This window comes from Ruegeria arenilitoris (assembly GCF_013035425.1).
In the GTDB taxonomy this organism is placed as follows: Bacteria; Pseudomonadota; Alphaproteobacteria; order Rhodobacterales; family Rhodobacteraceae; genus Ruegeria; species Ruegeria arenilitoris_A.
In genome coordinates this window covers 355,963-381,879 of sequence record NZ_WQHX01000002.1, presented here as the reverse complement: position 1 = coordinate 381,879, position 25,917 = coordinate 355,963, and the positions used below count along the sequence as shown (strand labels likewise).

Sequence of the window (25,917 nt, the reverse complement as noted above, 5' to 3'; positions counted from 1 at the left end):
GTCAGGCCACCCTTTTGCCGTCTTGGCCGAAATAACGGCAATGAGCCGGGTTCATATAGAAAATGTGATCCTCACCCACTTCATAAGGGTGAACTCCAGCCGCCAGTGAAACCCACGCTTCATCCCCATGTTGGAAATGAGCGCTGGAATCGGATCCAGATAATTCAGTCACAATCACACGGCCGGTAAGCTCAACATCTGCTTCCGAAGTGCGGAAAGGTGTCACGCGATGTGGACGTACGGCGACCACATAGTTTCCGTCAGCCATTTCTGGAACGGCCCAGTCACCACCGCCCGCCAGTCGAGCCTTAGAGTCCGACACATTTATTGGTGCAACGTTAATCGGGGGGTCCGAGAACACGCGCGCTGCAGCGAGGTTTTCGGGGTTTCGGTAAATATCTGCTGTTGATCCGAACTGGGTCACGTGCCCGTCTTCCATTAGGGCTGTCCGGCCACCCAGCAGCAAAGCCTCTTCGGGTTCCGAGGTGGCATAGACAACGACCGCGCCACGACCAGCGAACAAATCGGGTAGTTGCTCTCTTAGTTCCTCGCGCAGTTTGTAGTCCAGGTTGGCCAACGGCTCGTCCAGAAAAACGGCGCGGCTTTCCTTTGCTATCGCGCGGGCTAGGGCGGTGCGTTGCTGTTGCCCGCCTGACAACTCGTGCGGACGACGTTGCAGCATCGGGCGCAGCTGCAATAGATCGGCGGCCTCTTCCACACGTCCGTCAATTTCGGATTGGGCCATACCTGCCACGCGAAGCGGCGAGGCTATGTTCTCAAACACCGTCATGTGTGGGTAATTCACAAAGAACTGGTGCACGAGGCTGATCTTGCGTTTCTGAGTGTTCAACCGCGTAACGTCTTGCCCGTCCATCAGGACGCTGCCAGAAGCGATCGGATCCAACCCGGCCATCATCTTGATCAGAGAAGTTTTTCCCGAGCCAGTTGCACCCAACAGTACGTTAAAATGGCCTGTTTGCAGCGTCAGGTTCGTTGGCTTGATATGGATGACGTTGCCGACCCGTTTTGTCGCGTCTTGTAGTTCAATCATGTCCGTGGATTCCGATCCCGCAGCAAATTTCGCTGCCTTGGTCTTGGTTGGGGATGCCTGAAACGGCACCCCCGGGTTTCAACGCTTTACTGGGACTGCCAGCGCTGAACCAGTTCGTCATAGTTGACGGTCTGGCCCTGTGGCTTTTCGTTTTCCAGCTTAGCCTTGGGAGAACCCTCTTTCTCTAGCCAGAAGGCGGGATCCTGTGGCTCGTTCAAACGTGGGCCACAGCCGCCGTAGACACCGGCACCTTCATCCGCGGCTTGCATGCGGGCCATGGTAATGTCCATTTCTTCAGCCAGACGGTCCATTGCCTCTTGCGGAGTGAATGCACCAGAGTTCACGTCTCCAATTTGCTGCCACCAGATCTGGGCCAGCTTCGGATAATCCGGAACGTTGATGCCAGTCGGCGACCATGCGACGCGGTCAGGCGAGCGGTAAAACTCGACAAGACCGCCCAGCTTGGGTGCGCGTTCGGTGAACGATTCGTGGTTGACCGAGCTGTCGCGGATGAAAGTCAGACCAACGTGGGACTTCTTCACATCGACAGTTTTGGAGGTCACGAATTGAGCGTACAGCCAAGCAGCCTGTGCGCGATCCTCAGGAGTTGATTTCAGGAACGTCCAAGAACCCACGTCCTGATAGCCAACTTTCTGTCCATCTTCCCAATAAGGGCCGTGTGGGCTGGGAGCCATCCGCCAAAGCGGTGTGCCTTCGTCGTCCACTGTATTGTTGCCTTCGGACTTCGGCTTCACCATGTCGGCTGTAAAGGCTGTGTACCAGAAAATCTGCTGAGCCACGTTGCCTTGGCTGAGTGCCGGAAGCGACTGATAGAAGTCATAGGAAGCAGCACCCGGAGGAGCATAGTTCCGCAGCCACTCATCCCACTTACGGATCGCATAAACCGCTGCTGGGCCGTTTGCTGCACCACCACGAGACACCGATGCACCAACCGGATTACAGGTGCCCGCTTCCATACGGATTCCCCATTCGTCGACGGGAATCCCGTTCGGCTCACCTTTGTCGCCCGCGCCAGCCATCGACAGCCAAGCGTCTGTCATGCGCCAACCTAGGTCTGGTGCGCGTTTGCCGTAGTCCATGTGGCCATAGATCGCCACTCCGTCGACTTCCTTTACGTCGTTAGTAAAGAACTCGGCGATGTCCTCATATGCTGACCAGTTGACCGGTACTCCAAGATCATAACCGTACTTTTCTTTGAAGGCGGCTTTGTTGTTTTCGTCATCAAACCAGTCCTTACGGAACCAATAGAGGTTCGCGAATTGCTGGTCAGGCAGCTGATACAGTTTGCCATCAGGTCCGGTCGTGAACTGAATGCCCATAAAGTCATCCAAGTCCAGCGTAGGTGAAGTTGTAGCCGCCCAATTGCCGCCCATCATGTCGGTTAGCGGATAAGCAAGCTGCAAACGTGAATGAGTGCCGATCAAGTCACTATCGTTTACATAACCGTCGTACAGATTCCGTCCGGTCTGCATCTGGGTTTGGACCGCCTGAACCACTTCGCCTTCGCCAAGTATCTGATGGTTGACCTTAATTCCCGTGATTTCCTCGAACGCTTTGGTCAAGACCTCGGATTCGTAGGAGTGTGTCGGGATGCCTTCGGAAAGGACGTTGATTTCCATGCCAGCATAAGGCTGTGCGGCTTCGATGAACCATTGCATTTCCGCCATCTGTTCGTCTTTCGACAGTGTCGATGGCTGGAATTCGTCGTCAATCCAGCGTTGTGCTGCGGCTTCGTCGGCCCACACGGGACCGTGCCCCGCAATGACGGCAGCCGCCGCCACTGCGGAAAGTAGATGTCTCCGCATCTGTTTCCTCCCAAAAATTATGGCTCTCCGGTCTAGACCGGATGAGGGACAGCATCAGCGATTTTTCGCCATGCTGTCAAACTAAAAATTTAGTATTTAGATTACAAATTGATTTTAAACACTTTTTACGTCTCTGATGTGATGGGAGGCCAGGCCATATCGCAAATGTAATTTCAGATTGAATACGATCTACCGCAAGTGAAGTAAAAACCACGCAAAGCCGGAAAACGCCGAGATATGGGTAACGAGGGGTTGTATTTTTCACCGACGTTCAGAGTTGAATTTGTGGAACCAGTGCAATGCGCACCGCCACAGCAATGAAAAACAAAACACTGCCTGTAAGGACGAATACATGCCAGATCGTGTTATGAAACGGCAGCCACTCCATAAGGTAAAAAATAATCCCCAAGGTATAGACAACACCGCCCGCAATCATCAACGCCAAGACGGTAGGTGAAAGTTCCATCAAAAGAGATTCTCCGGCCCAGACTATAGCCCATCCCATCCCCACATACAGGGTAAGGCCAAACCACCTGAACCGATTTGGGTCGACAAGTTTTAATGCAGAACCCAAGGTTGCAGAAGACCAGAGGCCAATGAGCAACCCCGGAGCTTGAACGCCAGATAGCAGTAAGAACGGCGTATAAGTTCCTGCAATCTTTACGTAAATTCCAGAGTGATCAAGACGGCGTAAAAGCCCCGACCATCTTTCGCTGTCAATCATGTTGTAAAGGGCGGAAAGCGTCAGCATCAAAATTAGAGTGATCCCATATACCGAAGCACCCAATACTGCGTCAGGATCGGAACGATGATGCGCGGTCAAGGTTATCAGTGTCGGAACCGCCACTATCGCCGCTGCCAGACCTGCAATGTGCACAACACCGTCGCTTATTCGCTCTGCCTTGCTGTAAGCAGGCCGGATATCGGCAAAAGACCACATAATATTAAACTAGGCGCCGATCCCCTAGCCGACAAGTCGCTTTGGCGGGGTTATTGTCCAACTAATCTAGGCTGCGAATTTAGTTGTTTTTGTGGTGTCAAGTTGGATCGTCTTCTTTTTTTGGATCTTTGTAGCGGTTGAGGTCCAGTATGCCGGCCTCAATCGGACTCTGATCCAAAAAGAAAGTATTCAGGAAATCACTGGTTTCCCAAAAATCGGGGCTTGTTCTGCGCACACCGTATTCGGCCACTAACTCCATCCATTCATCTTGAGACTGAACAGCTTTTGTTTCTTTAATGAAATCACCCAATTTTTCTTGGCGAACATTGAAGAAAAAGTTCGGATAGCTGGCAAATAGCCCCGGGATAACCGTCAGTACATCGCTTTGCGGTTCTCTGCGTGCTTCTTCGTCGAAGAGGAACGCGACATTGGTATGTGCTTTGTCATGTGCAAGAGAAAAGATTCTTGATGAGCCATCCTCTGTCTCGACAATAAGAATTGATAGATCTGGCAGATATTGCACCCAAGGGCCGCGTTGATTTGCAAGGCCTCGTACGGTCTGATCAATTGGATCTTGCAAGTGCTGTAGGCAATCACCAGGTGAACATCTGTTAATTGCATCAGAAACGGGCCATAAACCCTTGCCATTACGCAATAATTCCACAAGGAATTCTTTCTTAGGGTTGGGGGTTGTAAACTCAATTCCAGACGGGAAATCGTTGTCGACGTGACGGCGATGCCAATATGTATGCAGTTCTGCGAGGGTGCCTTTGTACCAGCCATTGTGCATTTCTTGCCGCACGTCTTCAGGCATGAAAGAGAGGAACAGATCTTCGCTCTCCATTCTCAGCTCGTCCATGTAAAGGCGTGTGGAAAGTTGATGTTCCACCCTCCCGAACACATCGTACCCAGCCACCAAGTCATAATAGATGCGTTCGAATATCGGAAAGTCGATTATCCAGGCGGTTTCTGGAACAGCACCGTGATAACCAGTCATCGCTGAAGCATTGTCGAAATGCCTGAATACAGTAATGCGCGCATCGGGATTATCGCCGTCGCCGTCCCAGATCGAGCTATAGTCAAATCCCGTCGTGAAAATCGAACTGTTACGATACTGGCTGTCGCGATATTCGATGTAGCGCACCTGGTTTTTATGCGAAAATGCCTGCAAATCTCCCAGCGCACCGTCATTCATGTCCGAAACTGGTAGTTCGAGATATTGAGCTCCGTTTTCAAGAAAGTCGGGGTCTGTAACAGATAGGTCTGCGTCCGGATCGAGAAAGCTAACCCAAAATCGGTCTTCGATCACGTCTACCGCAGTTTCGCCATGACAAACCGGGCCGCGAATAAAACTGCGGACGAAAAACAATGCGTCATCCAGCAGGAATTGATATCGACTTCGGGCTGGGATTGCCGAAAAAGTACTAAATGGGTTACCCCCTTCGGCTGTGCCATAAGGTGGCAATTCGAACAAATTCCAGTCAGTGTCCAGAAATAGCTCCTTAAATCGGGACATCCGGTCTGGGCTAAGCGTGTACACGAGGTGTTCCTTGTGCACGATGCTCTCATCAATAACCTGCAAACGGTAGTGGACCTGTTCGATACCGGGGTTGTCAAAGGGTCTCCGGGTTGCGACGACGTCAATCGCCTTACCCGGAGGCGTGATAGACCGAACAAGCTTAAAGAATCTTCGTGAATCGTCATTGTCAAAATGAAGACGCGCAAGAAAAAGGTGTTCGTAAAGATAACGGCTCATCAATCGATTTCGCAGATCAGAACCATTTAGAAATGCTTCCCAAGCGTCGATCTGGCTTTGAATTTCTGCGGGCATCTCCGCAAGGGAAGACGAAATCGGTGCACCTCTGCGCACCCAATTCGTAAATACATGAAAATCGTTTTCTGATAGTGGCGCCGCTGCATAAGGCATGCCGGCTAAGGGATGTGAATTGCGAAAATCGCCGAATTCCGATGATGTAGGGCAGACAAGCGGTCGATCGATTGCTAGGCCCAATTCGTCAGGTACGGGATTATTTGCTGACAGCGGATATTCACGACCAAGGTTAAGGTACTTTTCCAGTAAAGTGCTGTCTTCCTTGGATTGCTCTTCAGTATGTAAGATCGGAAAAAAACCAAGCCTTACCCATTCGGGCACTGTCTGTGCATCAATGCCAAGACGCGTGGGCTGTGCATCCTTCAGACGTTCGGTGTGATAGACGGCTTCTTTGCTAGCCCCGCGCAAGAGACCTTGGGGCGAGGTCAACTTTAGCTGGCAAGGCGCGTCGTAACAGCTGTGGCAAACGACACAGCGTCGATCAAGGATCGTTTTGACCTCCGCCCAGTTCTGCTGGGGTTGTGACACAACGCCTGCAGTTTTTGTATCGGCCAACGCAATATTTGATGGGCTAAGCACTATGACGAGAACGACTGCGGCGAAGACGATTTTTGCCCAAGTTCCAAACTGTCGGACAATTGGCATACTTCTCCTCCCACCCGGCAAAGCTTTTTACTCGCTCCAATTTTGCCCGCTCTTGATGCAAAGTCGAGTCCGGTGAGCGAGCCTCGGTTCCAGCGCCTGAAGGAGAAAAAGAAATTCGTTTAATAGTATGACGCAAGGATTTGATTTAGAATGAACTCTCTGCACTCGTCGGTTATGTATTTAAAGCGTGGTCTTTCCCTTACATAGAGGTAAACTTGCCGCGTGTCTGGCAAGTCGGATATGGTGCGAAATGCCGTGGTTTCTGGAATGAAGTTCGCAACCATCCGAGGAAGAACAGTGACCCAAGCGCCAGTTCTTACCATGGTTATCAGCGAATGTGTGTTTTGTATGGTGACGTCGGCTTGTTCGATTGCGCGCTGAAAGCTTGGTGTCTGAATGAGGTCACACAGGGCATTGCGTATGAACGGCGCTGAAACAACGTCTTCGACTGTAGGCGGTTCGTCCCTGGTAATAAGCGGGTGGTCAGAAGCGCATACAAGTCCAAATTGATCCTGGAAGAGCGGTACAGCATTGAAGCCATTCATTGGATGATATCCCGAAGCTATACCCAAGTCGGCTTTGCCCTCGACCAGTGCATCCAGCACTTGTTGTGTATCGGTGTCCCGCAGTTCGATTTTCAATCCGGTAAACTTTTTAGTCATATGGTCGAGAACAGCGGGGAACATTAGTGCTGCAACTGACGGAACAGAAACGATGCGCAGCAGTCCACGTTCGGCGTCTGCCGCTGCTTGGATGGATTGAACCGTCTGATCGAATTGGCGCACTTGTTTAAGTGAAATTTCAAAAACCTGCTGACCCAATGGTGAAAGTCGGTTTTTCCGTTCTCCTTCGAACAACTTTTTGCCCAGATGATCTTCAAACTGTTTCAGGGTCATAGAAACAGCGGATTGAGTGCGCCCCAAACGCTCTGCGGCTTCGACAAGGTTACCGGACAGCGCCACCGAACAAAAACATCGAAGCATTTCGATTTTGATCGCCATATTTCAGAATTCCTGAAGCTTCGTTAAATAACTTGAATTTGACTGATGTTGGCTCAAGCGTCCATCATATTGCAGAACGAATATTAGGAATTGGTGCGCAACGTGACTGAACTGAACCTGATTGCCGGCGAATGGCTGGCGGGCGAAAGCGAGATCGAAAACCGCAATCCTTCTGACCTCAGCGATCTCATTGGCATGTATGCTCAGGCCAATCTTGATCAACTTGAGGCGACACTGGTTCAGGCACGAGTAGCGCAAACCGAATGGGCTGCCTACGGCATTGAACGCAAGCAAGCGGTTTTGATGAGTATCGGCGATGAGCTAATGGCCCGCGCCGAAGAGCTAGGTAGGTTGTTGTCGCGCGAAGAAGGCAAGCCATTGGCAGAGGGCAGGGGTGAGGTCTATCGGGCAGGGCAATTTTTTACCTACTACGCTGCAGAATGTCTTCGTCAGATCGGTGAAAACGCTGACAGCGTTCGGCCAGATATCGAAATCGATGTTCGTCGTGAGGCCGTAGGTGTTGTGGCGGTCATAAGCCCGTGGAACTTTCCTACTGCCACTGCTTCTTGGAAAATTGCCCCTGCATTGTGCTATGGGAACGCCGTTGTATGGAAACCCGCCAATTTGACTCCGGCCTCTGCCGTAGCCCTTACCAAAATCATAGAACGACAAGATATTCCAAAAGGTCTGTTTTCTTTGGTGATGGGATCGGGTCGCCGAATTGGTCAGCACCTGGTCGAGAGCCCAAAGGTCGATGCAATTTCCTTTACTGGGTCAGTACCCGTCGGCAAAGGTGTCGCGACGGCCGCGGTTCAGAACCTGACAAAGGTTCAAATGGAAATGGGTTCAAAAAACGCATTAGCAGTCATGGATGATGCAGACTTAGACTTGGCCGTGACGTTGGCGCTGGGTGGTGCCTTTGGCGGCACCGGTCAGAAATGTACTGCTTCGTCACGGCTAGTTGTCCATGCCGCAGTGCATGACGCGTTTGTGGAAAAGCTGGTTGCTGGCGCAAAGGCGATGAAGGTTGGTCACGCGTTGGAAGAAGGTACTCAAATGGGCCCAGTCGTCAGCGAACAGCAGTTGTGCGAAAACCTTGCCTATGTAGAACTCGGGCGCTCCGAAGGTGCCGAGCTGATTTGTGGCGGTCAAAGGTTGGACCTGCCATATGACGGATATTACATGTCACCAGGTGTATTTTTTAACACTACCAATGACATGCGAATTAACCGGGAAGAGATGTTCGCGCCGCTCACTAGTGTCATCAAAGTTGACAGCTATGAGCAGGCACTTTCGACCGTAAACGACACAAGTTTCGGCCTTACGTCGGGTATTGTGACCACAAGTTTGGCCCGCGCGACGCATTTCCGCAAAAACGCCCGGACCGGTGTAGTGACCGTGAACCTGCCCACTGCTGGCACCGACTATCATGTCCCCTTTGGCGGACGCGGCGACAGCTCTTATGGCCCGCGGGAGCAAGGCAAGGCAGCCGCCGAATTCTACACCACGGTCAAGACTGCGTATATCAGCGCCGGGAATCCTGCCTGATGCTCATCGACGGATTGCAATATGCAAACTGGTCCGAAAAGGTATTTCGTCAGTTGCGAGAGGGTGGCGTTGACGCGATTCACGTCACAATTTCCTATCACGAGAATTTCCGGGAAACGGTTCTGAATTTTGAAAAATGGAACCGTTGGTTCGAGCAGTTTCCGGACCTTATCGTCAAAGGTCAGTGGGCCAGCGACATTGACAAGGCCAAGGAAACTGATCGAACTGCTGTCTTTTTTGGGTTTCAGAACCCAGCCCCTATTGAGGACGATATTGGTTTGGTTGAGATTGTGCACTCCCTGGGTGCGCGATTTATGCAATTGACGTACAACAACCAATCGCTTTTGGCGACTGGGTGCTACGAGGCCGAAGACACCGGCATCACCCGTATGGGGCGGCAGGTTATCAAAGAAATGAACCGTGTTGGCCTAGTCATCGACATGAGCCATTCGGCAGATCGGTCAACAATAGAGGCGGCCGAACTATCTGAAAGGCCGATAGCTATTACGCACGCCAACCCACATGACTGGTCGCCAGCATTACGCAATAAACGCGATGCAGTGATCCGGGCAGTCACGGAAAACGGCGGGATGTTTGGATTTTCGATTTACCCGCATCATCTTAAAGATAAATCGGACTGCACATTACAGAGTTTCTGCGAAATGATCGCCCGCACTGCTGATAGATACGGCGTACAGAATCTGGGAATTGGTTCAGACCTTTGTCAGGACCAACCGGACAGTGTCGTGGAATGGATGCGGGTTGGGCGATGGACCAAGGGAATCGATTATGGTGAAGGGTCGGCCAGCAATCCGGGCTTTCCTCTGATGCCAGATTGGTTCCGCGACAATCGCGATTTTGGTAACATTGAAACAGGATTGCGTGCCGTTGGTATGAACGAAGTAGAAGTTGCGGGCATAATGGGCGGCAACTGGTACCGCTTTTTTGCGGATAACTTCGGACCGATGGCCATATGACTTTGCAAGGCAGACATATTACCCGCAGGGAACCTGCCAAAGTCATGCGGCTCAGCCGGCTTGGGTCTATGCACCAATGCCGCCTGAGTTTCATGAGGGTGTTGACCCGCAGAATGGCCAGCGAAGGTTGGCAGTTCACACGACCGGTCTTTGATGTTGACGACCGTGGCGTTGGCAGCGCTGTTTATACCGCACAAGGCCCACATCGCGCCTATTCACTTGTGGCCTTCGCGCATGATTTGCCCGACGAAAAACGTTCTGACCGGGTGATTGCAGAAGCTTGGGACGCTACGTTCGCTTTATTTGACGGTGTCCCATCCAAAGAGGACATCGACCGCTTGTCAAAAAACGTACCGTTGCAAGAAGCCGGACGTGTTTCTGAAAGTGAATTGTCGCTATCGCGAGCAAACCGTTCGGTTCGGTTGTGGGCGCACGTGGTCGACAGCCTTGCAGCCGGAAAGCAACCAAACCCCAAGCGCATTGATGAAGTGGGCTACCTGATGCGCACAACAGCCGTCTACGGGTCGGGCAAATTTGGCGCAGCGGATCGCGATGTCATTGCCGACCGGGACGAAGCTCAAGCACCGTTCCAGATCGAGATGCTGTCTGTTTATCTTACCCGCACATTCGTCCGCGATTTGGTGCAACACATGGCGGTTGCGCAAGGTGGAAATCGGGCTGTGCCGCTTCGACCAGACATTGCGAGGCGATTGGGCATCGGAAATTCAACGGGCCTTGGAATGGCGCCTTTCATCATAAATCACCCGATCTTGTTCAATAATTGGATCATGGCTCGCGAAGAGGCTGTTGCCTGTGTCCGCTGTATTCCGTCTGCAACGAAGGACGAAGTTAACACCTTTCAAGATTTGGTCGGGCGAAGTGTGCTTTCCGTAAAAAAATGGCGGTCCGAACATCCGATACAGGTGAAGAAACTTGGGGCGCTAAACAAGGACTTGCAGACGCTGGTCGCTTACCTGGCAGGGGACGTCCTGAAACAAATTCATCCGTGGGACCGTCTAGTAACTTGGTCAGAGAGTGCGCTTAGTGAAGAAGGGCAAGAGCTCGTGGCTTCGTTGATTTTAGAGCCATACGGGCATCTGGTGGATGGGCTATCCAACTGCATGGCGGACAGTAATACGGATGCGTTTCGTATTGATGGCGCGATGCCAGTGGCCGCGGTCCGCGATCTGATACAAGATAAATTCGATTGGGCGCTTAGCTTGGACTGGACGGCAAGGGAACACTGCGCCAGGGCATGGTATGTGTCCGAAGAAAAGTTGGAGCCTCGCCTAGGCGAACGGTTCGAAGAACCCATTGAGGAATATGAGCAACCCCTCGCCCCGGCGCGTGACGCTGTCGCCGCATTTGCGGCATTGGAAAAGTGGGAGGCAGATCAACCCATCGCGGCGTTTTTGCTGAGCCATCCGGAACACCGCCACACCGTTCGTCGTGCTCAGATGAGCCGCCTTGCGCCTTATAGTGAGGTTCAGGACAACACCATTGGCGCGAAAACTCTGCCGATCGATATGCTGCGGGCGAAATTGTCCTTTTTCGGTGCAACTCACTTTGATCCGCGATCTGACCGCTGGGTGAGAATTTGCATGTATGCAGGGGCGCCATATCCCGAGGAATTGACGCAGAGTAATGCTGACCTTTGGGTGTATCCGGAGGATGATACGTGAACTTGTCTCTCAATGAGGTCGAGGCGACAGCAAAAAGAGCGGCTCGCGGGGCTGGATACAGTTGGGGGCTTGCAGAAGAGGCAGGTAAAGCGTCGCGCTGGTTATGTACCAATGGTTTGGACGGTGTCTCGGCTCTGACTCGACTGTTGGAGTTGGGCCTTGCGCCTTCTGCATCGGAACACGCTCCAACAAGACAGCAAGAACGGTGGTCTTGCGAGGGTATACTTTGCCCCTTGGTCACAGGGGCGCTGCTGTCGGACAGCGCCAGTCGTTTGTTAGACGGCCAGATTGATACTAGCCCGATCGCAATTCCCGAGATTCTGTTGCCGTTTGCGGCTAATGCTTCCCTCGTGGTTTCTACTTGTGTTTCGGTGGACATCGACGGAGAGATCGCGATCACTGACGGAAAACAACTACTTTCTGTAGAAAGCTACCCTGATGTCGCGGCGCGCGTAGCCATTCAGTTGGGGGGCGATCTGAACAGGCCAACGTGCAGCCAAACACGAGCCACGCCTGACCGGGCAATCTGGAAAAGGTTGAACCAATTCGCCCAACGCACTTACGCCCCTGCAACCGAAGAATCCCGTCAATTGGGCGCGGGTGCAGGATTAACTGATAACGATTAAAGTGGCGCAAAGATGACTGATACAAAAACACTCTCTATTGCTGAAATCGAAGATCTTGCATTTCGCGCATTGGTGGCCGCTGGTACAAGCGCAGAGAACGCCAGACCGTTGGCCGTGGCGACTGCGGCTACCGAAGCTGATGGCGTGTCCAGTCACGGTCTCGCCTATATTCCAATCTACTGTGAGCATGTGCAATGCGGAAAGGTTGATGGTCAAGCGGACCCCACGTTGGCGCGACCAAGGCCGGGGGTTGTGACTGTCGACGCGGCCACGGGCTTTGCCCATTCTGCCATCGAACTGGGCTTCGCAGAATTGGTGCCAGCAGCGCGGGAACAGGGCGTGGCGGCGCTTTCAATCAGAAACAGTTACAATTGCGGCGTGTTAGGGTATCACACCCATCGATTGGCGCAGGCTGGGCTTGTTGGGTTGGGCTTTACGAACGCGCCGGCTTCGATTGCGCCGTCTGGCGGTTCGATACCAGTCGTTGGCACCAATCCGTTTTCTCTTGCCGTTCCGGGAGCAGGTGGTCAGCCCGCTTTGCTGATCGATCAAAGCGCAAGTACCATCGCTAGAAGCGAAGTTATGAAACACGCACGCGAAGGCAAACCAATTCCGATTGGCTGGGCCCTGGACCCCGATGGCAATGCTACTAACGACCCAGAAGTGGGCCTGAAGGGGTCAATGGCCCCTTCTGGTGGGTACAAGGGTGTTGGGATCGCGCTCCTAACCGAGGTTATGGCTGCGGCACTCACTGGGGCTACGCTGGGAATCCACGCTTCGCCTTTTTCGGGAACGGCGGGCGGCCCGCCGAAGACCGGTCAGTTTTTCATCGCTATAGATCCGAGCGCCACCTCTGACGACTTGTTCTCGACGGCGATTGCCGGGCTAGTCGATGCAATTCGGATGCAAAAAGGCGCGCGCCTGCCCGGCGATGGACGCGGGGCAAAGCGTTTGCGCGCCCAAGCGGATGGGGTTGCGGTAAATATTGCGACTTTGGAGAAGATTGAAGCCATTATGAATTGAACATACAGCGTGTACCTCCGGTCCGCTGTCGGTTTTTTCCAAAGCTATTGCGCCGGAGCATTTTTTTTGGATCGCAGTTGATTGACCTCGGTGATCCCAAGCTGCGCCATCGCGATGTCCACTTCGTCGGTCAGGATAGACCACAGCTGATGAAGGCCATTTTCTCCTTCCGCTGCGATTGCAAATTGCATGATCCGACCGAAAAAAACGAAGTCCGCACCAGACACAAGTGCTTTCAGAACATCCTCTCCAGATCGCAGACCGCTATCATAGAAAAGGGGATAATCTTCACCAACCGCTGCGCGGATTTCAGGCAGCATCAAAAATGGTGATGGGGCACTTTCCAGCTGTCGGGCGCCGTGGCTCGACACCTGAATAGCGTCGACCCCAGCATCCTTGAGCGCTACCGCGTCTTCGACGTCCAATACGCCTTTAACGACCAGATTGCCGGACCAGCGTTCCCTGAGGCGCGCCAATGTTTGCCAATCTGCCTTTGCGCGGCTTTCGGTTCGGTCGAATTCATAGCCTTCCATCTGAAAGTTTGCCATCTGGGGCTTACCCCGCATCAATGTGGTCAGGGACCAGCGTGGGTGAAGTGCGAAATCCAGAACTTGCTTGGGACCCATCCGAAACGGCATCCGGAAGCCATGGCGCAATTCGCGCGGACGTCGACCCACTTCGGGAACGTCCACGGTCAGTACAAGAGTTTGGTATCCAGCCTCCTTTGCCCGGTCCACCAGTTTAAAGGTCCCGGTGCCATCGCCGCTGAAATATAATTGAAACCACGCATTTCCTTCTGCCGCGAGGATTATCTCTTCCATTGATGTCGAAGCGACAGTTGAAACCCCAAGTGGAACTGAATACTTCGCCGCCAGCCGGGCCAGCATCATATCTGCACCCGGAGCCGAGAGGTTGCACATACCCATTGGTGCGATACCAAACGGCGCTGTCGCTGCTTTGCCAAAAACTGAACTTGCTACGGACCTCTCGCTGACATCTCGAAGGCTTCGAGGGCGCAGGGTCATTGCGTCCATTGCTGCGCGGTTTCGTACGGCCCCAGTTTCGCCACCTGCCGACCCGTCGATATAGTCAAATACCATCCACGGCAGACGCCGCCGCGCTAGGCGGCGGGCGTCTTCTGAACAGTGAATGGCGCTTTGCGGCATTATGCCTGTACGGCTTTCATGAACCTGTCACGGATAACGACCGGGTCCATTGTGATAACTGGCATCTTAGCGTTACCACTTTCACATTTGCTGACGATGATCGTCATTTTCTTGGCATCAAGCGCTTCTTGCAGCGCGCGACCAGTATCTTCGGCCGTACATTCTATGACGCGTTCGCATCCAGCAGCCTCAGCCATTTTCGTAAGAGAGGTTTTTTGTCCTGCATAGGTAGGCTGATCACCCGTTGAACCGTAAGATCCATTGTCGATGATCAACAGAATGTAATTGTCGCTCACGTTGTTGGCGATTGTCGGCAAGGTGCCAAGATTAGTCAGGATTGACCCGTCACCATCAATCACGATCACCGGCTTCGGCTGAGAAAGGGCCAAACCCAAACCAATGCTCGACGCCAAACCCATGGTGCCCAGCATGTAGAAATTGGTCGGCTGGTCATCGATAGCGTGCAGCTCCTGGCTTGGAATGCCGATGTTGCAGACAACCAGTTGATCGCGCAGGATCGGAGCTATTTCTTTTAGGATTTCAGAACGGATCATTGGTCGCCATAGCCTCCCCAAAAGTTGGCATCGGTCAGGATTGCGACCGGTTTGTTGCACATGAACGTGTACTTGAGGATCATGTCCAATTCCTCGACATCCTTCTGATGGTGAAAATGATAGGTCGGGATGTTCATCTGTGCCAACAGCGCTTTAGTATGAACCGCCATTTCCACCTGACAAGCAACAGGTTCACGTAATTCCCCGCGATAAGAAATAAGCATCGGCAGAGGCATGCGGTAATACTGGATCAGTGTAGCAAGAGTGTTGATCGTCACACCGATGGCTGTGTTTTGCATTATGATTGCAGGACGCTTTCCACCCATCCAGGCGCCAGCGCACAGACCCATCCCTTCGTCCTCTTTGTTCGAGGGGATGTGAAAAATTTCATCATGTGCATCGATTTCCTCGATTACTCCGGCCAATTGCTTGCATGGCACGGTGGTAACAAACGAAATATTGTTTGCCACAAGATCGTCGGTGATCTTTTTGTCTATGTTCATTTCCGGTCTGTCTGTCCTTTGTGAGGCGCAAGAGGCGCGATTAACGGTTCAAGGATTGCGGTGAACATGCACGGCACAGGGCGCATGTCGGACGACCCGCGATGCGGTCGACCCAAGAAAGTAGTCGCTTATTCCGGGCTTGTGTGAGCCGATTACAATGCAATCGACTTTATTCTCAGTGGCATAATCTATGATTGTACGCGCTGTATGGCCCTTGGTGATTTCGGCTGTCACACCTTCAAGATTGGCAGTTTTTTCCAGCAAAAGCTGGCGTGCACGCCGATAGGATTCTTCGACCAAGGAGTTGTCCAGATATGTGCTGACCGAGCCCTGCGGTAACTCGTAAACGTGAAGCGCCACGATCTGTGCCCCTTCACCCGACAGTGCACGGGCTATTTCGAGCGTATTTCGCGAAATGTCATGGTCCAGCGCCATTGGGACAAGAATTTTCTTATACATGTGTGCCTCCGGTTGTTTCGGGTCTATGCCCATGGGGACAGAATAATCTTTGGTGCAGCGACCGTACCAGAACGGATGTCTTGAAAAGCGCGCGCGCCATCAGACAAGGCGCGCTCTTCCGTCCAATCAAGTGTTCCAAGTCGCCCATCAAAGATCGCTTGTGCCGTTTGACGAAAATCTTCGACAGTATAGGTATACGTCCCGATAAAGGTAACTTCCTGCAAGGTCATGCGCCGCACGTCCAACCCGCCGGCATCTTCGCCTAGACCAACATGCGCGATTACTCCGCCTGGCGCGGCGCAGGCAGAGGCGGTCGCGCGAGTGGCTGCATAACCGACGGCATCGATGACAATTGAGTAAGTCCCATCAGGTTCAGCACAGACTTCGAGTCCGCCCAAATCCACAAGAAATTCCCGGCGCACATTGTTTGGCTCTGAAATCACCGTGTCCGCAACTCCCATCGCCTTAAGGGCTAACGCTGCAGCCAGACCGATGGCTCCGCCGCCAATAACGAGGGCGCGTTGCTCCATCGCAGGGTTCAACGCCTCGAGCGCCAACCTGACAGCATGCCAACTTACAGCCAAAGGCTCTGCCAGAGCTGCTTTGACCATTGGAACGTGGTCAGGAACCTGAACAAGATTTGCCTCTGGCATGGCGACGAATTGTGCAAAGGCACCTTCGCGCGGTGGCATCGATATTATTTGACGGTCCGGGCAGAGGTTTTCACGACCAGACGTACAAGCCGGGCAATTGCCGCAAGACACCAATGGGTTGATAGTCACGCGCTTTCCGTCTTTTGGTCCGCCCACAATAACTCCGGCCGCCTCGTGGCCAAGGATCAGCGGGGCAGGGCGCCTGGCATCGTGCCCAAGATATGCATGCATGTCTGAGCCACAAATCCCAACGGCCTCGACTCGGATCAGATGCTCATTGGTATTGGGAGCAGCATCCGGCACATCTTCGAAAGTTAATCGTTCTACACCTCGATAAACCAGAGCTTTCATTTTGCCGTAAATCCCCCGTCCACCATAAGGATTTGTCCAGTCACATAATCCGAAGCCTTAGAGCACAAAAACAGTATTGGACCGTCGATATCCTCCATTTGACCATTTCGACGTATGCAGGTTTGCGCAGCGTTACGTGCAGCACGCTCAGGGTCGTCAAACACTGCTTGGGTCAGTTCTGTCGGGAAAAACCCTGGTCCGATGGCATTCGCGTTAATGCCGTGGGGCGACCACGCTTCGGCCATAGCCCGGGTCAATTGTCCTATTCCGCCCTTTGTGGCGCCATATGCAACGCCACCTGGAAAAGCTCGACTGGTTTGCAGAGAGGCAAAATTAACGATCCGTCCCCATCCGCGTTCCTTCATGGCGGGAACCATCGCTTGGCTTAGAAAGAATGGAGCACTCAAATTCAGTGCCAAAGTGGTATCCCACCCTTCTGGAGTCACGTCGTCCGCAGCTTCACGTGTGTTAATGCCTGCAGCATGGACCAGAATGTCCGGTGCACCGAATTTTGATGAGACTTCCTTCGCCAGCGATGCAACACCTGATCGATCCGCAACATCGCCAACGACAGCTGCGGCACGCTCCCCGATCTCGTCGCACATTTGTGCCAGCGCTTCGGTGCGTCTTGCCAAACCGACGACACAGGCACCGGCATCAGCCAACGTTTTCGCGGCTTGCCGGCCAAGGCCCGAGCTGGCGCCAGTGACGCAAGCCACCCGTCCAGACAGGTCAAACAACGTTCGTGGATCAGCCATCGGCGGTCAGGTCGAACTTTTCGTCGGGAAAATACTTCGCAAGACGCACATCTGCCGCCCGGGCGTGTCCTTCCATACCTTCAAGGCGGGAAATACGCGCAGTCGCTTCGGCGATCGATTTTGAACCCTCTCGCGTCGCTCGCTGCCATGTCACGATTTTCATGTATTTATGCACGCTCAGTCCGCCAGTGTAGCTGGCGGCACCGGATGTCGGTAGCACGTGGTTCGTCCCTGTTGCCTTGTCTCCGTAAGACACAGTTGTTTCCTCGCCTAGGAACAGCGAACCATAACAGGTCAGTCGGTTCAGCCACCAATCCAGATCTTCGGCCTGAACAGTTAAATGCTCGGGGGCATATTCGTCCGAGCAGGCGGCCATCTCTTCGCGGTCAGAGCAAACGATCACTTCGGCATAGTCACGCCACGCAGCAAAGGCATTCTCGCGGTTCAGCTCTGGCAGGTCGTCGATAAGGGTAGGGACCAAATCCATAACCTTCTGTGCAAGTTCGCGGTCGTCCGTGACTAACCAGACTGGAGAGTTGTAGCCATGTTCGGCTTGGCTAACCAAATCGGTTGCAACCACATGCGCGTCGGATGTGGAATCCGCAAGGATCAGACTGTCGGTAGGGCCAGCGATCATGTCGATGCCAACTTTGCCATACAAAATACGTTTCGCCTCGGCCACGAACTGGTTGCCAGGGCCCACAAGAATGTTAGCTCTTGGTAGGCCAAACAAGCCGTATGTCATTGCGGCCACACCCTGAACGCCTCCCATGGCCAGAATACTGTTGGCCCCGCAGATGTGTGCGGCGTAAACAATCGCAGGTGCCACGCCTTCGCCTGGACGCGGCGGTGAACAGGCGGTGATGTGACGGCAGCCGGCGACTTTGGCCGTTGTAACGGTCATGATTGCGCTGGCGATGTGGCTGTATCGTCCACCTGGCACATAACACCCTGCGGCGTCGACGGGGATCGCTTTTTGACCTGCAATGAAACCGGGTACAATTTCCATCTGTACATCCGACACAGTAGCTTTTTGCGTTTCCGCAAATCTGCGAACGTTGTCGTGTGCAAAACGGATATCAGCCTTAAGTTTTTCAGGCACCAGAGCGCATGCAGCGTCGATTTCCTCTTGGCTCAGCAACACGTTGCCTTCGTACTTGTCGAACTTGGCTGCATATTCCAGCGCCTTTGCGTCGCCGCCCGCCTCAATGTCGGCGAGGATGGTTTTGACGGTGTCATGCACTTCTGAGGCATGCGATTGCGCCGTCAGGGTAGCCTTTTTCAGATAGTCACGAGGCATATTAAGCTGGTCCTATTGGTAGATTGCAGGAAGCAAAGTTGTAGATACGGTTGGAACATATGCGATCAGAAGAACAACGATCAGCATAGTTAATACAAAAGGAACCGCGCGCGCCGCAATCTTCAGAATCGACTCACCTGTAATGCCAGATACGACGAACAGGTTCAGGCCCAGTGGCGGGGTGATAAAACCAACACCAAGCGCGGTTATCATCATGATGCAAAACTGAATCTCGTTCATGCCGATGTTGTCGGCCAAAGGCTTTAGAATGGGCGCAAGGATCACGATGTTTGGTGTCGTTTCCATAACACAGCCGGCAGCGATCAGTATGCCAATCATTAGAAGGATCAGCAGGTAGGGATCGTCTGTAAGAGAGGTGATCGAGGCGACGAAGCCCTGAGGAACGCCCATGATGGCCAGTGCTTCGGCAAGCGGAGCGGAAAAGGCGATAATCGGGAGAATGACGCCGTTTACCTTAGCAGAGCTCACTAGCATCGAAGGGAAATCAGCCAGTGTAAGCGTACGCAGGATGAAGCCCATGATAATTGTGACGACAACTGCGGTCGCGCCGGCCTCGGTTGGTGTCAATCGGCCAGAGAAGATACCGTAAAAGATGATGCCCGGCACAATGAATGCATACCAACCTGATTTCAGGGCTTTGCCCAGATTGGCCAGCCATTCGCCAAAGGTCATCATGCCGCCGCCTTCGTAACCGTAAATACGGTTAACGACGATATTGGTAATCAGGATTGATACGAGAATTGCCAGACCGGGTATCAGCGCCGCCAGAAACAAAGTTGACGCGGATATTCCTAACACCAGACCAATAATGATATATGCAATTGAAGGCGGAATGAGAATGCCGGTGCAAGCACCCGCAGCTACCAAGGCGCAGGCATAGGGACGTGGATAGCCGCTTTCGACAAGTCGGTTAATTGTCATACGGCCGACAGCGGCGGCGCCTGCGGCGTCTGAGCCGGAGATGGCCGCAAACATACCGCAGACCAAAACGGTGGCCGAACCAAAACCGCCCTTTGCGAAGCACGTAAGCGCCTCGGCAACGTCCAGAAATTTCCGCGAAAGGCCGGTGCGAACAAGCACGTCGCCTGTCAGGATGAACAGCGGCACAGCGGTGAGTGCAAAAGCGTCAATCCCGGTAAAGAGGCTCTCACCAACCAGGCTAAGCGGCAAGTCGCCCGACATGATCAGCATAACAATCGCTGCGGTGCCGATGGCGGCCCAAACCGGAACCGCTAGGGCGATTAGGCCAACAAAAAGAATGACCGGAAGATAAAAATCCCAGCCGAGTTCGACCGTTTGGTTGAGGGAATTCCAGAGCATTCTTGATCTCCTCAGTCAAACAGTTTGTCGCCTTCGAAGACGGGAGTGCCGTCGCGAAGGGATTTCAGATCACGTAACAAGGATTGGATTAAGCGCCAGATCATAAGCGCGAAACCTGTCGGCACAGCCATCAAGAACCACACTTTGGAGACCCGAAGCCCGTCAGTGACCGATCCAAACTTGGCCGAGACATGCACGGCCTCGTATGACCAGTAGAGAGCAATTATCGCCACGGCGAACATCACCAGATCACCAAAAATATAAAGAACTGCCTTAGGCCGGGGGCCGAGGTAGTGCATTATCACATCGATGCGAATATGCGCGCGCTCCTTGACTGCAGCGGCGGCCCCGATCCATGCGAGATAGATAAATGAATAGCGGACTATTTCTTCTCCCCAGATGGAAGAGTACGCGAATATTTCGCGCCGAAGGACCTCGATGGCCATAGTTATGACCAACATCACGTAGAACACCAGCAACAGCCAGCGTTCGGCGTTTCGATCTATTTTTTGAAGTGCGGTCATCGTTCCCCTCGGCAATAGAACAGCCGGGCTGGAACCTTTTGGTTCGGGCCCTTTGAGGCATGGCTGACAGATTAGGTAGCGGACGCAGAAAGAGCGTCCGCCTGAATTATTTTACGCATCGTGGACGTAATATTTTCCTTGAGTTCCAGCCGCTTCGACCAATTTCTCAAAGTTATCCATCGATCCGGCTAGCTCGGTCTTGAACGGATCCCATTCAGACCGCTGATAACCGCCGGCATCCTGCCATTCAGCCAATTGATCTTCGCTGAGGGAGTGGAATTCAACCCCCGCTTTAGTTAGTTCAGACATCGCGTAAGCGCGCGCCGAAGGCACCTTGGACAGGTTCTGATGACCCGTCATTTCCGCGCCCCACATGATGCCTTCCTGGACATCGGCGGGTACCGAATTGAACCATTCAAGGTTGCAGGAGTAAACCTGACTGTCCGGAACGGCCTGAGTGAAAGTCACGTGGCTAAGGATGTCTTTAAACCCGAATACATAAAGCGCTCCAACCGATGGATCGAGAGCGTCAGCAACACCTTGCTTGATCGCTGACGGAGTTTCGCCCCAAGCAACCGGCGTTGGGTTTGCACCCACCATTCGATAGTACTGTTGCAACATTTTTGAGCCGGGAACGCGGAACTTGATACCGCTCATGTCACCGGGCGTTATCACTGCGTTGCCGCCCTGACGGACCGCGACGACACGTGGATCAATTACCACGTAAAACAGTGCCTTAAAGCCGGCAGCCTCAACCTTGGGGTGGACCTCGCTTTTCCAGGTGTCAGAGTGAACCAAGTTGGTGAATCTTTGGTTTGAGCCACACAGGTAGGGCATATTGATCAGGTCAACCGTCGATGCAAAGGGAGCAAAATTCGACAGTGAATGTTGCGCAGCTTGAATCGTTCCGCCCTGAACTTTCTGCACAAGTGAACCGCCAGCACCCAGCTGTCCACCCGGTGCCAGTTTGACATAGACCTTACCATTGGTCGCGTTCTGGATATTTTCTTTCAGGTCCAGCTGCATGATCGGGTAACTGCGCGATGCGCCGAGCACATAAGCGGTCGCGATGGTCATGACGTGGTCGGCGGCCTTTTCCCGTTCACTTTCTTCTTTTGCGGTCTGCGCTGCGGCTTCAGATGACCACAGTATTCCGCCAGCACCGGCAACCAGTGCGGCAGTGAAGGCGCCACTGGCACTCAGCTTCAGGAAATTACGGCGCTCTGCCGATGCAAGTTCATTTCTATCGTCGTTCATTTATTGCCCTCCCAAGCAAAAATTCAGCTGCCATCACTGGCATCGCGGTCAGCTTCTTTTTTAAGAATTGCGACAACGAACAAGATCGATGCCGCGAAAAGAACCAACATCTCTTGCACATCCCCAAGAAAGGCGTCGCCTGCAAATGCGCCCAAAGCCACGTTCGTGAAATAGATGACAAACACGATGATGGATGCAGCAAGAAACATTTTTCCGGGACTCCTTATAGAATCGGTCCATTTATACTTGTAAGCGCTTACATTGCAAATGCAAGCGCTTACATATTTACTTTCATCTCCGCCTGGATGTGTTAAGAATTAGGAAAACGCAAAGCTCAGGTTCAGAAATGTCAAAACTCCGGTCAGTTCCGACCTTGGATGATGTAGCCAAAAGGGCAGGAGTTTCGACCGCGACTGTGTCGAGATGTCTGAATGATCCCAAGCGCGTGGTCGCGACGACGCGTGAACGTGTGATGTCCGCTGTTGAGGCATTGGGCTATACCCCAAATTTCGCGGCGCGAGTGATGGCAGCCAAACGATCATTCACGATTGGGGCGATCATTCCCACAATGGAAAACGCAATTTTTGCGAGAGGTCTGCAAGCTTTCCAGGAAGAAATTCACAAGCGTGGATATACGCTTTTGGTCTCCAGTTCCGCGTACAAGCCAGAAGTCGAAGAGGAGCAAATAAGGACGTTGGTGGCGCGTGGCGCCGATGGATTATTGCTGATTGGACATGACCGACAAGCGCGCATTTATGATTATCTCGAACAGCAAAAAGTTCCTGTAATGGTCGCATGGTCGTTCATACCGGGGAAACGGACCCCTTCGATTGGGTTCGATAACCGACAGGCTATGATGGCTCTGGCCGATGAGGTCATCAAGCTGGGCCATCAAAGCTTGGCGATGATTTCGGGGATGAGTCAGGGAAACGACAGAGCACGGTTAAGGATTCAGGGCGTTAAAGACGCGATGCAAATGCACGGACTGTCCCCAGAGACACTGTCTATTGTCGAAACTCCCTATGAAATTGAAAATGGAGCGGAGGCGTTTGAACATTTGATTGCAGAGGACAATCGACCAACTGCGATTTTGTGCGGCAACGACGTTTTAGCAGTCGGAGCAGTGAGGCAGGCTGAAAAAATGGGGCTTCGCGTACCGGACGATATATCAATTACGGGATTTGACGATATCGAACTGGCGCGCATTGTACAGCCAGGATTGACGACCATTCATGTTCCGCACAGAGAAATGGGTCGCAAGGCGGCATCAGAGTTAATCGAGATGATAGAACATTCAAAACCTGGGCAATCCATTCGTCTGGATACCAAAATAGTGTCAAGACATTCGCTGACGTGTCCGCACTAGGTGGCGCCCTGGTCAAAGGCCGAGTTTTTCGTGGCACAAGTCGCTAATCTGCCCCCAGATGGACTTGAATTCCGGTGTGTTTTCAGCGGCATAGTGGAAGTTCTTCATTAAGCCAGTCAGTTGCGTAAACACCTGACGAGCCTCAGCTTTGTCGGCAAAAGGCGGATTGGATCGGGCGATATCGTAAACCTGCTTAAATGTCATCTTTTGACGTTCCAGTGGCACTGTAGCGTCCACTTTGTCAAATGCGTCTTGCTGTAGGTAGACCATATCGACAAACAGTGCTTTTTGCTGGGTTACAAAGTCGTCGATTGTCACGCCTTCTTCGCCGGTTACCTGCATCATTTGGTCGACTTGTTCTCCTTTTTCGATCAGCTCCAGCAGGTTCTTGACTTTATGTGTCCATCCGGGCTCGGCGTTTTTGTCATACCAATCGGAAAGCTGATCCAGATACCGCGACCAACTCAGCATGGGGTCAACTGCCGGATAGAAACGCTTGTAAGCGCGCTCTGAAGAAAGGCCTAGAAAACATTTGACCGTCGAAAGCGTCGACTGCGTGACAGGTTCATCAAAGTTTCCACCTGCAGGAGAGACGGTACCGATTAGTGTCAAGCTTCCGGTGTCATCGTCATTGGTTCGCAACGCTCCGGCACGTTCGTACAAACCCTTGATCGAACTTTCCAGATAGGCTGGAAATCCTTCCTCTCCGGGAATTTCTTCGAGTTTGCCTGATGTTTCACGCATTGCCTGCGCCCATCGACTTGTACTGTCTGCGATCAGCAAAACTTCGAACCCCATTTGCCGGTAATACTCGCCCAGTGTGATCCCAGTGAAAATCGATGCCTCGCGCGCGGCCACTGGCATGGACGAAGTGTTGGCGATGATAATTGTGCGATCCATCAGGCTGCCGCCTGATGTGGGATCAGTCATTTTTGGAAACTCAGTTATAGTTTCAACAACTTCTCCGGCACGCTCACCGCAAGCCACCACGATAACGATATCGACCTTGGCATTTCGGGCGATCAAGTTTTGCAGCACGGTTTTACCTGCACCAAATGGGCCGGGAATACATGCAGTTCCACCGCGGGCAATCGGAAAAAAGGTATCAATCAATCGCTGCGATGTCAGAACAGGTTCTGTGGGGTATAACCGCTCGCAAAGTGCTCGCTTCAGAATGCTTTCCGGCAAAGCCCGCCTTACAGGCCATTTTTGTGACAGGGCGAGAGTATGTTCTCCGCCTTGTTCGTCTTCAAGGCGTGCAACGATATCCTGGATCGTTGCGGCACCCTTTTGAACCCAAACGACTTTGTACCGGCCAGTCCAATTGAATGGCACCATGATTTTGTGGGTAAAACGACCCTCGGGGACTGACCCGATGCTGTCGCCCGCCGTGACCATATCACCGACTTTGACAATTGGTGTGAACGACCATTTAGCTAGGGTATCCAATGCCGGTACTTCGGCGCCACGGGGAAGAAAAGTGCCAAATTCAGCCGCCACCTTGGGCAAGGGTGCCTGAAGTCCGTCATAGACCTGCCCCAATAACCCAGGCCCCAATTCGACCGAAAGCAATTGCCCACTTTGTTCAACTGGGTCACCGACGGCAACACCATCCGTATTCTCATAAACCTGAACATCGGCAGTGTCGCCGCGTACGCGCAACACTTCGGCTTTCAGCCGTTCTTGTCGCATATTCTCGGCCAAGCGCGAGGGCAGGATATAGACAACTTCGTTTTTGACCAACTGTCCGGGTCGCCCCGTGGCGTCTGGAATAGCCTGAATTTCAACCAGCCCTTCCTGAACTGAAACGACTCTTGCAGTCACTGTGTCAGAAGATGTGGGTCGGGCTGTCATGCGCTTATTCCCTGATATTCAATATCGGCCATTGCCTGTTGCGCCAAATGCTCGAAACGTGTCGCCGCTTCTTGCGCGTTGCTTTGTGCCCAGCGGTCAAAAATATTCCAGATTAATACGTAGATCGCGACGGCCTCGAAATCGAACATGTGACGAGCAGCGTGCCGCTTTAGCTGTGTATGGCTCACAGACAAAAGTAGTCGTTCAAGTCCCAGCGGATCGTCGCTATCCAGCAGTTGGTTCGCTTGTGATGCCCATGGCACCTGGGTCTCAAGTCTAAAGGTCGGGTCGTTCCAATTGGCAGGGATATGTCGGCTCCAACGGCTGAAACCGAAAGGCCCAGAAGGAGGTTCAACGCCGTGTTTTCGCAACCGCATTGCGGCAACAATGGTGCGCATATCCATACGCTCATTGAACAGAGTGCGCAGTGACGCGTGTGGGATATTCTTCAACGTGCGTTTACACCGTTCAACCGCCTGCGCGTCGGTGACATCCATGTCATAGGCGCTCCAACTCAGCGTGTTCTCAATGGAGTTTAGGATCTTAGTATCTTTGGCCGACAAAGCCTTCAGGCGGCGATCTAGCCTAAGCCGTGATAGAGGCGGCTGTTTGGCGACAAACAAACGCTCGGATCCGGGAAGGCTGCTGATCAGCGCGATATAGGCGTCAGCGACTGACATC

The 25,917-nt window shown here is 52.9% G+C and carries 24 protein-coding genes; 6 read left to right on the top strand and 18 right to left on the bottom strand.

Annotated elements, in window-relative coordinates; all coding sequences use genetic code 11:
• Position 1: 1 nt before the first annotated feature.
• The 5 genes from GOV45_RS07510 to GOV45_RS07490 all read right to left on the bottom strand — a co-directional run bounded on the left by GOV45_RS07510 (position 2) and on the right by GOV45_RS07490 (position 7,294).
• Positions 2-1,051, bottom strand: coding sequence for an ABC transporter ATP-binding protein (locus GOV45_RS07510; protein WP_170476059.1), 1,050 nt, complete (start codon positions 1,049-1,051; stop codon positions 2-4).
• A gap of 86 nt (positions 1,052-1,137) precedes the next feature.
• Entirely contained in the window at positions 1,138-2,877 is a 1,740-nt protein-coding gene (locus tag GOV45_RS07505; RefSeq protein WP_170476057.1) for an ABC transporter substrate-binding protein, read from the bottom strand.
• A 271-nt stretch (positions 2,878-3,148) separates the two neighbouring features.
• Positions 3,149-3,817, bottom strand: a complete 669-nt coding sequence (trhA, locus tag GOV45_RS07500) for a PAQR family membrane homeostasis protein TrhA (RefSeq protein ID WP_170476055.1) — start codon at positions 3,815-3,817, stop codon at positions 3,149-3,151.
• A 97-nt stretch (positions 3,818-3,914) separates the two neighbouring features.
• Entirely contained in the window at positions 3,915-6,293 is a 2,379-nt protein-coding gene (locus GOV45_RS07495) for a fatty acid cis/trans isomerase (protein ID WP_170476054.1), read from the bottom strand.
• Between the two features lie 119 nt (positions 6,294-6,412).
• On the bottom strand, positions 6,413-7,294 hold the full coding sequence (locus GOV45_RS07490; RefSeq protein ID WP_170476052.1) for a LysR family transcriptional regulator: 882 nt from the start codon (positions 7,292-7,294) through the stop codon (positions 6,413-6,415).
• Between the two features lie 102 nt (positions 7,295-7,396).
• On the opposite strand from GOV45_RS07490, the gene GOV45_RS07485 reads away from it, so the two are divergent.
• From GOV45_RS07485 to GOV45_RS07465, 5 genes are read left to right on the top strand one after another with little or no spacing between them, the layout of a single operon-like run.
• Complete coding sequence (locus GOV45_RS07485) at positions 7,397-8,842, top strand: aldehyde dehydrogenase family protein (RefSeq protein ID WP_170476050.1); 1,446 nt, start codon at positions 7,397-7,399, stop codon at positions 8,840-8,842.
• Positions 8,842-9,819 carry a membrane dipeptidase gene (locus GOV45_RS07480; RefSeq protein ID WP_170476048.1) on the top strand — a complete coding sequence of 326 codons (978 nt, stop codon included), beginning with the start codon at positions 8,842-8,844 and terminating at the stop codon, positions 9,817-9,819. The genes GOV45_RS07485 and GOV45_RS07480 overlap by 1 nt, the downstream gene beginning before the upstream one ends.
• Positions 9,816-11,501, top strand: a complete 1,686-nt coding sequence (locus tag GOV45_RS07475) for a hypothetical protein (RefSeq protein WP_170476046.1) — start codon at positions 9,816-9,818, stop codon at positions 11,499-11,501. The genes GOV45_RS07480 and GOV45_RS07475 overlap by 4 nt, the downstream gene beginning before the upstream one ends.
• Positions 11,498-12,127 (top strand): DUF3726 domain-containing protein, encoded by a 630-nt coding sequence (locus GOV45_RS07470; protein WP_170476044.1) that lies wholly within the window; start codon positions 11,498-11,500, stop codon positions 12,125-12,127. Before GOV45_RS07475 ends, GOV45_RS07470 begins: the two co-directional genes overlap by 4 nt.
• Before the next feature lie 12 nt (positions 12,128-12,139).
• The gene (locus tag GOV45_RS07465) at positions 12,140-13,150 is read left to right on the top strand and encodes an Ldh family oxidoreductase (protein ID WP_170476042.1); all 1,011 of its coding nucleotides are present in this window, start codon (positions 12,140-12,142) and stop codon (positions 13,148-13,150) included.
• A 44-nt stretch (positions 13,151-13,194) separates the two neighbouring features.
• On the opposite strand, the gene GOV45_RS07460 is transcribed toward GOV45_RS07465, so the two are convergent.
• The 11 genes from GOV45_RS07460 to GOV45_RS07410 all read right to left on the bottom strand — a co-directional run bounded on the left by GOV45_RS07460 (position 13,195) and on the right by GOV45_RS07410 (position 22,225).
• Positions 13,195-14,316, bottom strand: coding sequence for an alpha-hydroxy acid oxidase (locus tag GOV45_RS07460; RefSeq protein ID WP_170476040.1), 1,122 nt, complete (start codon positions 14,314-14,316; stop codon positions 13,195-13,197).
• The gene (gene comE / locus GOV45_RS07455) at positions 14,316-14,870 is read right to left on the bottom strand and encodes a sulfopyruvate decarboxylase subunit beta (RefSeq protein ID WP_170476038.1); all 555 of its coding nucleotides are present in this window, start codon (positions 14,868-14,870) and stop codon (positions 14,316-14,318) included. Before comE ends, GOV45_RS07460 begins: the two co-directional genes overlap by 1 nt.
• Complete coding sequence (gene comD / locus GOV45_RS07450) at positions 14,867-15,373, bottom strand: sulfopyruvate decarboxylase subunit alpha (RefSeq protein WP_170476036.1); 507 nt, start codon at positions 15,371-15,373, stop codon at positions 14,867-14,869. Before comD ends, comE begins: the two co-directional genes overlap by 4 nt.
• 48 nt (positions 15,374-15,421) lie before the next feature.
• Complete coding sequence (locus tag GOV45_RS07445; protein WP_170476034.1) at positions 15,422-15,832, bottom strand: universal stress protein; 411 nt, start codon at positions 15,830-15,832, stop codon at positions 15,422-15,424.
• Between the two features lie 23 nt (positions 15,833-15,855).
• On the bottom strand, positions 15,856-16,836 hold the full coding sequence (locus GOV45_RS07440) for an alcohol dehydrogenase catalytic domain-containing protein (protein WP_170476032.1): 981 nt from the start codon (positions 16,834-16,836) through the stop codon (positions 15,856-15,858).
• The gene (locus GOV45_RS07435; protein WP_170476031.1) at positions 16,833-17,594 is read right to left on the bottom strand and encodes an SDR family NAD(P)-dependent oxidoreductase; all 762 of its coding nucleotides are present in this window, start codon (positions 17,592-17,594) and stop codon (positions 16,833-16,835) included. Before GOV45_RS07435 ends, GOV45_RS07440 begins: the two co-directional genes overlap by 4 nt.
• Entirely contained in the window at positions 17,587-18,894 is a 1,308-nt protein-coding gene (gene hisD / locus GOV45_RS07430; protein ID WP_170476029.1) for a histidinol dehydrogenase, read from the bottom strand. Before hisD ends, GOV45_RS07435 begins: the two co-directional genes overlap by 8 nt.
• Positions 18,895-18,906: 12 nt before the next feature.
• Positions 18,907-20,235: a TRAP transporter large permease gene (locus GOV45_RS07425; protein ID WP_170476027.1), complete on the bottom strand. Its 1,329-nt coding sequence runs from the start codon at positions 20,233-20,235 to the stop codon at positions 18,907-18,909.
• Between the two features lie 11 nt (positions 20,236-20,246).
• On the bottom strand, positions 20,247-20,759 hold the full coding sequence (locus GOV45_RS07420) for a TRAP transporter small permease (RefSeq protein ID WP_170476025.1): 513 nt from the start codon (positions 20,757-20,759) through the stop codon (positions 20,247-20,249).
• Between the two features lie 111 nt (positions 20,760-20,870).
• On the bottom strand, positions 20,871-22,016 hold the full coding sequence (locus GOV45_RS07415) for a TRAP transporter substrate-binding protein (protein ID WP_170476023.1): 1,146 nt from the start codon (positions 22,014-22,016) through the stop codon (positions 20,871-20,873).
• Positions 22,017-22,039: 23 nt separating this feature from the next.
• Entirely contained in the window at positions 22,040-22,225 is a 186-nt protein-coding gene (locus GOV45_RS07410; protein WP_170476021.1) for a hypothetical protein, read from the bottom strand.
• A gap of 137 nt (positions 22,226-22,362) precedes the next feature.
• Between GOV45_RS07410 and GOV45_RS07405 the strand changes: the two genes are divergently transcribed.
• On the top strand, positions 22,363-23,382 hold the full coding sequence (locus tag GOV45_RS07405; RefSeq protein ID WP_170476019.1) for a LacI family DNA-binding transcriptional regulator: 1,020 nt from the start codon (positions 22,363-22,365) through the stop codon (positions 23,380-23,382).
• Positions 23,383-23,394: 12 nt separating this feature from the next.
• On the opposite strand, the gene GOV45_RS07400 is transcribed toward GOV45_RS07405, so the two are convergent.
• Entirely contained in the window at positions 23,395-25,236 is a 1,842-nt protein-coding gene (locus tag GOV45_RS07400) for a V-type ATP synthase subunit A (RefSeq protein WP_170476017.1), read from the bottom strand.
• Complete coding sequence (locus GOV45_RS07395; protein ID WP_170476016.1) at positions 25,233-25,916, bottom strand: hypothetical protein; 684 nt, start codon at positions 25,914-25,916, stop codon at positions 25,233-25,235. Before GOV45_RS07395 ends, GOV45_RS07400 begins: the two co-directional genes overlap by 4 nt.
• Position 25,917: the final 1 nt, after the last annotated feature.